The sequence below is a fragment of the Sphingomonas sediminicola genome (assembly GCF_049991885.1).
Lineage (GTDB): Bacteria > Pseudomonadota > Alphaproteobacteria > Sphingomonadales > Sphingomonadaceae > Sphingomicrobium > Sphingomicrobium sediminicola.
The window spans coordinates 1510340-1523374 of sequence record NZ_CP178916.1 but is presented as its reverse complement, the minus strand read 5'-3'; the positions used below and the strand labels follow the sequence as shown (position 1 = coordinate 1523374).

The 13035-nt window shown below is 64.7% G+C and carries 9 protein-coding genes and 1 tRNA gene; 9 read left to right on the top strand and 1 reads right to left on the bottom strand.

The genetic code is table 11. The features are described 5' to 3' along the window. Positions 1 to 200: 200 nt before the first annotated feature. The 6 genes from ACMC5O_RS07840 (at position 201) to ACMC5O_RS07815 (ending at position 10191) form a co-directional block, all read left to right on the top strand. Positions 201 to 2858, top strand: a complete 2658-nt coding sequence (locus ACMC5O_RS07840; protein ID WP_426692657.1) for a TonB-dependent receptor — start codon at positions 201 to 203, stop codon at positions 2856 to 2858. 124 nt (positions 2859 to 2982) lie between these two features. Beyond that, positions 2983 to 3609, top strand: coding sequence for a TetR/AcrR family transcriptional regulator (locus ACMC5O_RS07835; protein WP_426692656.1), 627 nt, complete (start codon positions 2983 to 2985; stop codon positions 3607 to 3609). Between the two features lie 336 nt (positions 3610 to 3945). After that, positions 3946 to 4335 carry a hypothetical protein gene (locus tag ACMC5O_RS07830; protein ID WP_187709247.1) on the top strand — a complete coding sequence of 130 codons (390 nt, stop codon included), beginning with the start codon at positions 3946 to 3948 and terminating at the stop codon, positions 4333 to 4335. Next, on the top strand, positions 4332 to 5606 hold the full coding sequence (locus ACMC5O_RS07825; RefSeq protein ID WP_426692655.1) for an efflux RND transporter periplasmic adaptor subunit: 1275 nt from the start codon (positions 4332 to 4334) through the stop codon (positions 5604 to 5606). Before ACMC5O_RS07830 ends, ACMC5O_RS07825 begins: the two co-directional genes overlap by 4 nt. Before the next feature lie 13 nt (positions 5607 to 5619). Then, positions 5620 to 8799 (top strand): efflux RND transporter permease subunit, encoded by a 3180-nt coding sequence (locus tag ACMC5O_RS07820; protein WP_426692654.1) that lies wholly within the window; start codon positions 5620 to 5622, stop codon positions 8797 to 8799. 12 nt (positions 8800 to 8811) lie between these two features. Then, positions 8812 to 10191 (top strand): efflux transporter outer membrane subunit, encoded by a 1380-nt coding sequence (locus ACMC5O_RS07815; RefSeq protein ID WP_187709248.1) that lies wholly within the window; start codon positions 8812 to 8814, stop codon positions 10189 to 10191. 7 nt (positions 10192 to 10198) lie between these two features. On the opposite strand, the gene ACMC5O_RS07810 is transcribed toward ACMC5O_RS07815, so the two are convergent. Continuing rightward, positions 10199 to 10272 (bottom strand) — tRNA-Cys (locus ACMC5O_RS07810). Positions 10273 to 10461: 189 nt separating this feature from the next. Between ACMC5O_RS07810 and ACMC5O_RS07805 the strand changes: the two genes are divergently transcribed. From ACMC5O_RS07805 to ACMC5O_RS07795, 3 genes are read left to right on the top strand one after another with little or no spacing between them, the layout of a single operon-like run. After that, positions 10462 to 11112, top strand: a complete 651-nt coding sequence (locus ACMC5O_RS07805; RefSeq protein ID WP_426692653.1) for a protein-L-isoaspartate O-methyltransferase family protein — start codon at positions 10462 to 10464, stop codon at positions 11110 to 11112. 20 nt (positions 11113 to 11132) lie between these two features. Then, complete coding sequence (locus ACMC5O_RS07800) at positions 11133 to 12596, top strand: TolC family outer membrane protein (RefSeq protein ID WP_426692652.1); 1464 nt, start codon at positions 11133 to 11135, stop codon at positions 12594 to 12596. Between the two features lie 41 nt (positions 12597 to 12637). Continuing rightward, on the top strand, positions 12638 to 13027 hold the full coding sequence (locus ACMC5O_RS07795; protein ID WP_246444401.1) for a DUF2497 domain-containing protein: 390 nt from the start codon (positions 12638 to 12640) through the stop codon (positions 13025 to 13027). The last annotated feature ends 8 nt before the right edge of the window (positions 13028 to 13035 follow it).

Sequence of the window (13035 nt, the reverse complement as noted above, 5' to 3'; positions counted from 1 at the left end):
CTTGGTTTCATGGCGACGTGTCGAATCTACAACAGTCTCCCAGATTCGAGAGTCGGCAGGTTACGGCTGTCATTCCGCTGTCTTAAAGGGCCCTTAGCGGCGGGGGTCGCACCAAGGCGTAAGCCTCGGGTCTGCAAGTTCATTTTTCATCGGGGTCTTACGTGAAGAAAGCATTTCTGCTGTGTTCCACGGCGGCATTCATGATGCCTGCCACGGCTTACGCTCAGTCCACCGGCTCGGTCGAATTCGACAAGGAAGCCATCGTCGTTACCGGAAGCCGCACCAAGGACGTCGGCGGCATCCAGACGCCTGACGCGGCGAAGTCCAAGGCGGTCGTCACCCAGGAAATGATCAGCCGCAGCGGTCCGGGCCAGACGGTTCTCGACACGATCAACATCGTCCCCGGCGTGAGCTTCCAGAACAACGATGCGTATGGCAATTCCGGCGGCACGCTGACGATGCGCGGCTTCGATTCGACACGCATCAGCTACACGCTCGACGGCATCCAGCTGAACGACAGCGGTAACTACAACATCTACTCGAACTTCTCGATCGATCCGGAACTCATCGAGCAGGTCAACGTGAATCTCGGCTCGACCGACGTCAACTCGCCGACCGCATCGGCCGTCGGCGGAACCATCAACCAGCGCACCCGCGTCCCGTCGGAAAACCCGAGCGGCCTCATCAACGCCTCGCTGGGGGAGTTCGACTATCGCCGCCTGTTCGCAATGGTCGACACCGGCACGTTCACGAAGTGGGGCACGCGCGCCTTCATCGCGGGCAGCACGTCAAAGTACGACAACCCGTTCAACAATTACGGGAAGCTCGACCGCCAGCAGTACAATGCGAAGATCTACCAGCCGCTGGGCTCCGGTGGCGACTTCGTCTCGATCGCGGGCCGTTACAACCAGGATCGCAACAACTTCTTCGGCTCGCTGCCGCTGCGCTGGGATCCGAGCCGCACCGTCGGTTCGGGAACGGGCAACCGCTTCCCGCGCAACAACGACGAGCGCGAGTATGACATCAATTATCCGTGCACCACGGCCGCGCCCCGCTTCGAAACCGTCGCCCAGATCCGCGTGGCGGGCTACGTTGACCCGGATGCTCCTAACACTTGCGGCACCGAGTTCGACCGGCGCTACAACCCGTCGAACAGCATCAACATCCGCGGCAACTCGAAGTTCTCGATTACCGATCAGCTGACCCTGACCGTCGACCCGAGCTTCCAGTACACCAAGGCCAACGGCGGCGGCACGTCCTCCGCGCGTGAGTTCGGATACGACATCAATCCGACCGGTGGGCGCGCCAACTGCTCGACTGCGGCGCCGAACGCGAACATCAACTGCGTCGGCGGCTACTTCGGCGGCAGCCCGTACCTGAATGGCGTCGACCTCAATGGTGACGGCGACACGCTGGACCAGGTCACCGTCCTGACGCCGAGCCAGACCCGCACGCGCCGCTATGCGGTCGTCGCGGGCCTCGCGTACGAGATCAGCAACGACCACGTCGTCCGCGTCACGTACACGCACGACTATTCGAACCATCGCCAGACGGGCCAGGTCGGTTTCGTGAAGGCCAATGGCGAGCCGGTCGACGTCTTCCCGGTGAACGATCCGATCGCGGCAGCGTCGGGCGTCAACCTCCAGAAGCGTGACCGCCAGTCCTACGCCATCCTCGACAAGTTCGCGGCCCAGTATCGCGGCCAGTTCGGTCCGCTACGCGTGGTGATCGGCGCCAGCATGCCGTTTTTCAAGCGCGACCTGGAGAACTTCTGCTTCACCTCGTCGGCCAGCGGCTTCGTCGAGTGCAGCGGACAGGACGAAGCGCTCGATGCGGTCATCGCAGCCAACAATCCCTACTCGTTCAACCCGACCACCGGTGTGATCACCGGCTTCGCGCCTCCGGGCCACCGCGTCCTGAAGTACCACAAGTTCCTTCCGGACGTCGGCGTGGTGTACAACGTGACGAACGCCGTTTCGGCCTTCGCGAGCTACACCAAGAACATCTCGGTCCCGAGTACGGACAATCTGTACAACGCCTTCTACTTCCCGGCGGGAACGGCGCAGGCGAAGCCGACTCCGGAAACGACGGACTCTTGGGATGCGGGCCTGCGTTACAGCAGTTCGAAGATCCAGGCGTCGCTTGCCGGCTGGTACACCAAGTTCAACGATCGGCTGGCCTCGGCCTACGACCCGGAACTGGACAAGACCGTCTACCGGAACCTCGGACGCGTGGATAAGTGGGGCATCGACGGCGAGATCGCGTACGAGCCGATCCGCGAACTGACGCTCTACGCCTTTGGCTCCTGGATGCGTTCGAAGATCAAGGAGAACATCCAGATCGGGCGCTTCGGAACCGGTGCGAACCAGGTCACCGATTGCGACAACGTCCCGGCAGGTGCGGCTCCGGCGGACATCATTCGCAGCTGCGCCTTCACGAAGGGCAATTATGAGTCCGGTTCGCCAAAGTATTCGTTCGGCGGTTCCGCCGTCGGCCGCTTCAGCATCTTCGAGCTGGGCGCGACCGTGAAGCGGACCGGCCCGCGGTACGTGTTCGACACCAATGTGCCGACCTATTCCGGTGCGATCGGAAGCGCGGCTGCCGTCGAGATCTTCCCGGCCAAGGCGCCGGCCTACACGCTCGTAAATCTCGATGCCCGGATGAAGCTGACGATGCTGAAGGGTCTCGAGAAGAGCTACTTCCAGCTCAACGTCTACAACCTGTTCGACGAGTTCTATGTCGGCGGGTTCAACGGCGGCCTGAACCAGGCGTTCAGCGGCACCAACTATGGCAACCCCAACTTCGTCCAGATCGGCGCTCCGCGCACGATTTCGGGAACGCTCAGCCTGGCATTCTAAGCCTCGGTACAAGCAAAAAGGGGGCGGCGTTTCACCTTCGGGTGGGGCGCCGTTTTCCTTTGCTCCGTGTTAAACAAAAGAAACAACTGGATTTTCGGCGCGGGCATATTATGTACCGTGCGATATGAATAAGCCTGAAGTCGTTTCCATCTGCGCTCCCGCCTGCCGTGGGCGTCCGCGCGAATTTTGCGTGGATGCGGCCTTGGCGCAGGCGCTCCGCGTATTCTGGGAAAAGGGCTACGACGGCACTTCGCTGAACGACCTGACGGAGGCGATGGGGATTACCCGCCCGAGTCTCTATGCCGCGTTCGGCAACAAGGAAGCGCTCTTCCGCAAGGCGCTTGATCTCTATGAGACGGAGAAGCTCGCCTACATCCGGCGCGCGATGGATCAGCCAACTGCGCGGGGCGTCGCCGAGGTCATGCTGCGCGGCTCGGTCGATAATGTGACGAGCTCCAATGAGCCCCACGGCTGCATGGGCGTCATTACCTCGGTTGCCTGTGGGCCGGAGTCGCAGACGGTGCGGGAGGAAGTCGTCAAGCGCGGCGAAGTGGCGAAGAGAGCGCTGATCGAACGCTTCGAGCGCGCCAAGGAGGAAGGCGACCTTCCGGCCCACGTCGATGCCGAAGGCCTGATGCGCGTCCTCATCGCGATGCTCCAGGGGATCTCTGTCCAGGCCAACCAGGGCGCCACCCGCGAGGAGTTGGACAAGCTCGTCGAAAGCGGCCTCGCCCTCTGGCCGAGCGCCTGATTTATACCTCCCAAAAGATTTTTTATCGGTCAGTATAGAATTATCGCTTGACGGGCCCTACCTGGCTTTATACTGAACGGTACAGAAAGATTGGAGCCATGTTCCGGCACCGCTCTTTTGACCCATCGACAGATAAAGGGGCGATGCGTCTGAACAGGTTTCCAGTCTTCCCGCGGGGCTGACACCCGCCAGTTTTCGTAACGAACCATAGCTGACCCACGTCGAAGCCTGGCGCTTCGTCGAACGGGATTTTTGCGCGCTGTGAAGAGCCGGCCGCCGGGAGCATCGCTCCGGCGAATGACCGTGCTCGCCCGCCGCTAGTGAGAGGAGCAAAGCATGGCCTACCTGGCAAAGATCGAAACACAGGATTCACGGCCGGTCGCGCTCCCTGCGATCGCGGCAAACAACAATACGAGGCCGAACTTCTCGCCTCTCGAATGGTCGATCATCCGTCTCGCCCGGATCGACCGGCTGTGGACGATCCGCACCGCCGGCCGCCTGCGCCGCTTCTGGAACTGGTTCGTGGGCCGGGGAAATCCCGAGCTCGCCAATCCGAAGCTCGAGGCGCTTCGCCGAATGGCCGTCCTCACATGGCATTTCGGCTTCACCGTCCCCGGTGAAGACGTCTCCGAATTCATCTCCGCCGGCTTCTCGCCGGACCAATACGAACTGATGGCCGCCAGCATCAATGCGGCCCTCAGCAGCCCGCGAAGGATTCCCGCATGAACATGTTCACCGAAGTGAAGGCCGACGACGGCCTCCAGCGCACCCTGCGAGTGAAGCTCGCAGGCCGCCCTCTCTGGCAACGCGCCGGGCTCATCGGAACACCCCTCGTCGCCCTAGCCGCGGCCGTCACCTTCTGGAACAGCGATCCCTCCCCCGCAGCTGCTCCACCACTCCCCTCAGTGACGGTCGCGGCACCCCTCGAGCAGAATGTCAGCTTGTGGGACGATTATGTCGGCCGGTTCGAGCCGAGCCGAAGCGTCGAGGTCCGTCCGCGCGTCTCAGGCCAGATCATCGCCGTGCACTTCACGGACGGAGCGATCGTCCAGAAGGGCCAGCTGCTCTTCACGATCGATCCGCGTCCGTTCACGGCCGCGCTCGCCGAGGCGAGGGCAGGGGTTGCGACCGCACGCAGCGAGCTCAACCTCGCCGAGACCAACCTAGGCCGCGCCCGTCGCCTGCTCGAAGCGGACGCGGTGTCGCAGGCCAATGTCGACCAGCTTACCGCTCAGGTGCAGACCGCCCGCGCTGCCCTCGCGGCGGCCCAGGCTCGGGTCCAGCAGCGAGCGCTCGACGTCGAGTTCACCCGCATCCGCGCTCCGATCAGCGGCCGAATCTCCGACCGCAAGATCGACGCCGGAAACCTAGTTGCGTCGGGTGTCGACGGCGGTACGCTGCTGACGACCATCAATGCGCTCGATCCGATCTACTTCACGTTCGACGTTCCGGAATCCCTCTACCTGAAGGATTCGCGGGAGCGGCGGGCGGGAGCTCAGGGCGACGTCGCCGAAATCCGCTTGCAGGACGAAGCCACCTACAACTGGCGCGGAAAACTGGACTTCACGGACAATGGCATCAGCCAGAATTCGGGAACGATCCGGGCGCGCGCGGTCGTTCGCAATCCCGACCTGTTCCTGACGCCTGGCATGTTCGGAAACATGCGTCTCGCCGATGGCGGGACGACTCCGGCGTTGCTGGTGCCCGATGCGGCAATCCGCACCGACCAAGCGCGCAAGATCGTGCTCACGGTCGGCAAGGACGGAACCGTCGCCGCCAAGCCGGTCGAGACCGGCCCGCTTGTCGGCGACCTTCGCGTCATCCGGTCCGGCCTGACCCGCGCCGACCGCGTCGTCATCCAGGGTGTCCAGTTCGCCATGCCCGGCAGCAAGGTAAAGCCGCGCGTCACGCAGGTCCGCGTTGCCGAAGGCGCAGCTCCGGCGGCCGCACCCCCATCCAGCCCGAGCGCCTCACAGGCGACTTTGGCGGCCAGATAAAAGAAGCCCTCCAATGCAGCTCAGCCACTTCTTCATCCGGCGCCCGATCTTTGCCGGCGTGATCGCGATCATCATTACGATCGTCGGCCTGTTCGCTTATTTCGGACTTCCGGTTTCGCAGTTTCCGAACGTCGTTCCCCCGACGGTGACGGTCAGCGCCAACTATCCGGGCGCGTCCGCCGAAACCGTCGCTGACACGGTCGCCGCGCCGATCGAGCAGCAGATCAACGGCGTCGACAACATGCTCTACCAGTCGTCGCAATCGACCGGCGATGGACGGGTGACGATCACCGTCACCTTCAAGCTCGGCACCGACCTCGACACGGCGCAAGTGCTTGTCCAGAACCGCGTTGCGCTGGCGCAGCCGAGCCTTCCGGAGGAAGTGCGCCGGCAGGGCGTCGTCGTCCGCAAGACTTCGCCGTCCTGGCTGATGGCCGTCAACGTGCTTTCGCCCGACGGCTCGCTCGATCGCGGCTATGTGTCCAACTACGCGCTGACCCAGCTCAAAGATCGCCTTTCCCGCGTCGACGGCATCGGCGACGTCTCGATCTTCGGCGCCCGCGATTATGCGATGCGCGTCTGGATCGATCCGGGCCGCGCCTCCACGCTCGGTCTAACGGCCGGCGAAGTGGTCGACGCGTTGCGCAGCCAGAACGTGCAGGTTGCCGCCGGCACCGTCGGTCAGCCGCCGTTCGACACCGGCGCGGCGCAGCAGCTAAACGTCGAGACCCAGGGCCGTTTCAAAACGGCCGACGAGTTCGCAAACATCATCATCCGGACCGATCCGAGCGGCGCGATCACAAGACTTCGCGACGTCGCCCGGGTCGAGCTCGGCGCCGAGGATTACGGCGTCAACGCCTACCTCTCCGGCAAGGATTCCGTGATCCTCGGCATTACCCAGCGTCCGGGCACCAATGCGCTCGCGGCGGCTGAAGGCGTCAAGGCCCAGCTCGCCGAGGCTTCGAAGATGTTTCCGAAGGGCCTCGAATACCGGATCATCTGGAACCCGACCGAATTCATCAGTGAATCGATGACGGCCGTCCAGGAAACGCTCCTCGAAGCGATGCTGCTGGTCGTGCTGGTGATCATCGTCTTCCTGCAGAGCTGGCGAGCGGCGATCATCCCGATCGTCGCCATCCCGGTCTCGCTGATCGGCTCCTTCGCGGTGCTGGCGGCGCTCGGCTACTCGCTCAACACCTTGTCGATGTTCGGCCTCGTGCTCGCCATTGGAATCGTCGTCGACGACGCGATCGTCGTGGTCGAGAACGTCGAGCGAAATCTCGAGCACGGCTTGAGTCCGAAGGAAGCGGCGCACCGCTCGATGGACGAGGTGTCGGCCGCGCTCGTCGCGATCGTCCTCGTGCTTTGCGCGGTGTTCGTTCCGGTCACCTTCCTGACCGGCATCACCGGCGAATTCTATCGCCAGTTCGCGGTCACGATCGCGGCCTCGACGATCATCTCGCTGCTGTTGTCGCTGACTCTTTCTCCGGCGCTTGCCGCACGGCTTCTGAAGCCGCGAAGCGATCATCGCGCTGAAGCGGGTGTGATGGGCTTCGTCCATCGCGCAGGCGACTGGTTCAACACCAACTTTGCGCGGTTGAGCGAGTGGTACGGCAACTTCACGCGCCGGATCCTCAACGCTCCAAAGCGCGCGCTGACCGTCTACGCGGGCCTCGTCGGACTGACGCTGGCCGTCTTCTGGTACACGCCGTCGGGCTTCATCCCGGCGCAGGACCAAGGCTATGCGCTCGCCGCCATCCAGCTTCCCCCCGGAAGCTCGATCGAACGTACGGACGCGGTGCTCAAGAAGGCCGTCGACAAATTGCTCAAGGTGCCGGGCGTCGACCAGGCCGTGATGTTCTCGGGCTTCGACGGAGCGTCGGGGACCCAGGCGTCCAACGCCGGCGCAGCCTATGTCACATTCAAGCCGTTCGACGAGCGGGCAGGGACCGACCGCACCGAGCTCAACATCGAGAATGACATGCGCGCGGCGCTTGCGGACATGGACGAGGCGTTCGTGTTCGTCATCCCGCCGCCCGTCATCCAGGGCGTCGGCAACGGCGGCGGCTATCGCATGATCGTCCAGGACCGGCAGGGCGCCGGCTACCAGGCGCTCGAGCAAGCTGCCCAGCAGTTGATCGGGCAGGCGCACCAGGAAAAGGGCCTCGCCAACGTCTTCACCTTGTTCAACACGGCGACGCCCCGAGTCTATGCCGACGTCGACCGGGCGAAGGCGGACATGCTCGGCGTCCCACCTGAGCGCGTGTTCGAAGCGCTGCAGGTCTATCTCGGGTCGGCCTACGTCAACGACTTCAATCTGCTCGGCCGCACCTTCCACGTGACGGCGCAGGCGGATGCCCAGTATCGCGACGACGCGTCCGACATCGGCCAGCTGAAGACCCGCTCGAACAGCGGGGCGATGGTGCCGATCGGGACGGTCGCGACCTTCTCGGACAAGACGGGCCCGTATCGCGTGACGCGCTATAACCTGTACCCCGCGGTCGAGGTCGATGGCGACACCGCGCCCGGTTACTCTTCGGGCCAGTCGCTCAAGACGATGGAAAAGCTAGCTTCCGGTCTACCCCAAGGCTTCGCGACGGAATGGACCGACATCGCGTACCAGCAGAAGCTTGCGGGCAGCATTGCCGCGGTGATTTTTGCTCTGTCGGTGGTGTTCGTATTCCTCGTGCTGGCAGCGCAATTCGAAAGCCTTCTGCTTCCGCTGTCGATCATCTTGATCGTGCCGATGACGTTGCTTGCGGCCATGACCGGTGTGAACCTGCGCGGGCTGGACAACAACATCCTGACGCAGATCGGCCTGATCGTGCTCATCGCGCTCGCCGCGAAGAATGCGATCCTGATCGTCGAGTTCGCCAAGCAGGCGGAGGAGCGCGGTCTCGCCGTCATCGATGCGGCGGTCGAAGCGGCGCGCTCGCGGCTCCGCCCGATCCTGATGACCAGCTTCGCCTTCATCCTCGGCACCGTGCCGCTGGTGATCGCGAGCGGGCCGGGTTGGGAGCTTCGCCAGGCGCTCGGAACGGCGGTCTTCTTCGGAATGATCGGAGTGACGGCCTTCGGCCTCGTGTTCACCCCGGTGTTCTACGCCGCGACGCGGTCGCTCGGCGAAATGCTGAAGCGCCGCCGCGGCGACCGGCCCTCGGACGAGCAGTTGACGCTGCTTCCGGCGGAATAAAGGAACCTCTCAATGAAGACGTTTGCGACACTCGCGTCGGCGCTCGCCTTGGCCGCTTGCGCCACCGGCCCGGACTATGTCCGCCCGGCCGGCACGACGGCCAAGGCCGGCCCGTTCGTCGCGGCCAATTCGCCGGCGATCCAGCCGCTCGCGCCGGTGCCGGACAATTGGTGGCGGCTTTACAACGACCCAGTCCTCGACGGCCTGATCGCCGACGCTCTGGCGCACAATACGGACGTCCGCGCTGCGGTAGCCCGGCTCGCCCGAGCCAGGGCGTCGCTTCGGGAAACCAAGGTGGGTCGCCTGCCACAGGGCGGAGTGAATGCTTCGGCAACACGCGGCCGCGATGAGGGTAACTCCGACGCCTCGACCAGTTACTCGGCGGGCCTCGAAGTCGCCTACGAGGTTGACCTGTTCGGCCGCGTGGCTCGCGGTGTTGAAGCAGCGCGCGGAGACGTCGGTGCTGCAGAAGCGGATGCGGACGCTGTTCGTGTTGCAATCGTGTCCGACACGGCGCGGGCCTATGCCGACGCGTCGAGCGCTGCCGAGCGTCTCGCGGTCGCGGAGCACATCGTCGAGCTGCTCGACCAGTCCCTGCGCCTCACCGAGAAGCAGGTCGAGATCGGCCAGACGACGCGGCTCGACACCGCCCGCATCGCCGCGCTCCGCAACCAGCGGCAGGCAGAGATCCCAGCGATCGCCGCAGAGCGCGACGGCGCGCTGTTCCGGCTGGCGACCTTGACCGGACGCGCGCCATCCGAACTTCCCGCCACCGCCGGTGCGCGCACGTCATCGCTCAAGCTCGACCATCCGATCCCGGTCGGCGACGGAGCACAGCTGCTTGCGCGCCGCCCGGACATCCGTGCGGCCGAGCGGAGGCTGGCGGCCGCAACCGCGCGGATCGGCGTCGCCACCGCCGAGCTCTATCCGCAGATCACACTCGGCGGATCGCTCGGTTCGAGCGCGGGAAGCATCGGCAATCTCTTCAGCAATCCCGTCGGTTTCCTGCTCGGCCCGCTGATCAGCTGGTCGTTCAGCGACCATGCGCGAGCCCGTGCTCGCGTGGCGGGCGCCGAAGCAGGCAGCCAGGAAGCGCTCGCTCAGTTCGATGGAACGGTGCTTCGCTCGCTCGAAGAAACGGAAACCGCCCTGTCGATCTATGCCAACGCACTCCGCCGGCGCGAGGCCCTGCAGGCGGCGCGCAACGAGGCCGAAGTCGCAGCGAAGATCGTCCGCGCCCAGCAGCGCGAGGGGCAGGTGGATTCGCTCGCCTTGCTCGACGCCGAGCGGACGTTCGCGGAATCGGAAGCCAAGCTCGCCGACATCAACGGCCAAGTCGCGTCCGCGCAGATCAACCTCTTCCGTGCCTTGGGCGGGGGCTGGAGCGCTTAGGGAAAAGTGGAGGCCCGAGCCGGAATCGAACCGGCGTGCAAGGATTTGCAGTCCTCTGCGTAACCACTCCGCCATCGGGCCGGAGCGCTGCCTTTCCCCGCCTTTTCGAAGCTGGTCAACCCTCCGCGCGGCGATGGCGTGTCGAAACGCAGCCGATCCACCAGTCCGCCCCCACTTTCGACCAACGGCGACCGGCTACCCTTGGCGATGAGGGATTGGGCGGATAAGACCAGCCTTGCATCCAAGGTGTATTAGCATAATATAACAGTCATGACCGTTCACGCTCCCGTTCCAGATTTTGCGGCCGCGCGTCAGGCGATGGTCGATTCCCAGCTTCGCCCCGTCGGCGTGAACGATCCCGCCGTGATCGAGGCGATGTCGGCCATCCCGCGCGAGAAATTCGTGCCCGACGAGCAGAAGCCGTTGGCCTATGTCGACGGCCCCATTCCGCTCGGCGACGGGAGGGCGCTGCCGCCCCCGGCCGTGCTTGGTCGGCTGCTGACTGCGCTGACCGCCCTGCGCGGCGAACGCGCGCTCGTGGTGGGCGCCTCGACGGGTTATTCCGCCGCGGTCCTTGCGAAAATGGGCCTGAAGGTCACTGCGCTCGAGTCATCGGCTGCGCTGGCAGCGATCGCTCGCGGCAATGGCGTCGAAGCGGTCGAGGGGCCGCTCGCCAAGGGTCACGGCAAGGCTTCGTCCTACGACCTCATCCTGATCGACGGAGCAGTCGAGCAAATCCCGGACGCCTTGGTCGACCAGCTGGTCGAAGGCGGACGGATCGGCGGGGCAATTGTTGAGCAGGGCATTACCCGGCTATTCATTGGGCGCAGGGTAGGCGGGGGCTTCGGCTTTCAACCGATCGCCGATGCATCGACTCCGGTCCTTCCCGGTTTCGAGCGGCCCAAGGCCTTCACATTCTAGATTCTGGAGCTTCGCGACACGTGATCCGCAACATCGCCTTCGCAACGATTGCCGCGGCCTTGCTGGCCGGCACCGCGTCGGCCGACACGCTGCGTGAGGCGCTCGTGTCGACCTACAATGCCAATCCGACGATCATGGCGCAGCGTGAAGCCCTGAAGGGCACCGACGCGACTGTCGCGATCGCCCGGGCGGGGAGCCGTCCGCAGGTCAGCGCAACCGCCGGGTTCAACCAGGATCTGACCAAGACCGGGGGCGGCAACGGCCGCAACTTCTCGGCCGGAGTCGATGTCAGCTACCCTTTGTTCAACGGCGGTAGCGTCAGTAGCCAGATCAAGGCCGCCAAGACCCGTGTCGAAGCGGGCCGGGCGACGCTTCGAGCCGTCGAAGGCGATGTCTTCACGGAGGCGGTCGCTGCCTACATGGACGTGATCCGCGACCGCGCGATCGTCGAGCTGAACACCAACCAGGTTCAGGTTCTGTCGACCAACCTGCAGGCGACGCGGGATCGGTTCGAGATCGGCGATCTCACCCGAACCGACGTCGCACAGTCGGAGGCGCGCCTCGAGCTCGCCCGCTCGAACCTCGCGACTGCTCGCTCGCGCTCCGCCGGGAGCGAGGAGAATTACCGCCGGGTGATCGGCCATTCGCCGGATACGCTGGCGCCTCCGCCGCCGCTTCCGCCGCTCCCCAAGTCGCCGGAAGAAGCGGTCCACATCGCGCTGGCGAGCAATCCCGATCTGATCGCGATCAACCAGCAGGCTCGCGCAGCCGGGCTCGACGTCAACGTTGCCAGCGCCACCCGCCTGCCGACGGTCGAAGCGTTCGGCGCGGGCCGCTACACTGACTATCTCGGTACCGAGCAGGACCAGTTCGGTCCGTTCGCAGCTGGAAGCACGACCGCGACGAGTGCGGGCGTCCAGGCGCGTATTCCGCTCTACCAGGGAGGTCTGCCGGCAGCACGTGTGCGTCAGGCTCGGGCCATCCAGTCGCAGATCCTCGAGCAGGCCGTTGGAACGGAGCGCACGGTCGTTGCGAACACCCGCTCGGCCTTCGCCGCCTACATGGCTGCACAGGAGGCAATCCAGTCGAACCAGACTGCCGTTTCTGCGAACGAGCTTGCGCTTGAAGGCGCTCGCGCGGAGCAGAGCGTCGGCACCCGCACCGTCCTCGACGTCCTCAACGCAGAGCAGGAGCTTCTGAACTCGCAGGTCGCACTCGTGACGGCTCGCCGCGACGCCTATGTCGCCGGCTTCCAGCTTCTGAACGCAATGGGTCAGGCGGAGGCGCAGGACCTCGGCCTCGACGGCGGTCCGCTCTACGATCCGCTCGGCAATTATCGCCGCGTCGCGGGCAACTGGAACGACTGGGCTGGCGAGAAGGTCACGGCGCCAGTCTCGACCCGCACCGTCACTCCGGCCGAGCAGGCTGGAACGCCCGTCACGCCGCCGCCAACGACGCAGAGCGTGACTCCGCCGAAGCAATAAGCGATATCGGCTAAATGATTGCGTCTGGCCGCGAACCTTCGATGGAAGAAATCCTCGCGTCGATCAAAAAGGTGATCGCGGAGGACAAGGATGCACGCGCTGCGGAAACCACCGCAGATCAGATCGAACAGGACAATGAGCACGAAGGTGAAGACGTCCTCGAACTCAATGAGGAGCTAGCGCCCACGGCGGACCTCGGCCCGCCGCTTCTCAAGGATACCGCAGCCGCCGCCAGCCGCAGCGCGTTCGACCAGCTGAGCACGGTCGCTGCGTCCGTGCCCGCTGCCCCGCCACAGGCCAATCCGCTCGAAGAGATGATCCGCGAGATGCTCCGCCCGATCCTGAAGCAATGGCTGGATGATCATCTGCCGCGACTGGTGGACGAGCATGTTCGCCGCGAAATCACGCGCATCACGGGGCGGCCCGTCTAACTCTTGCG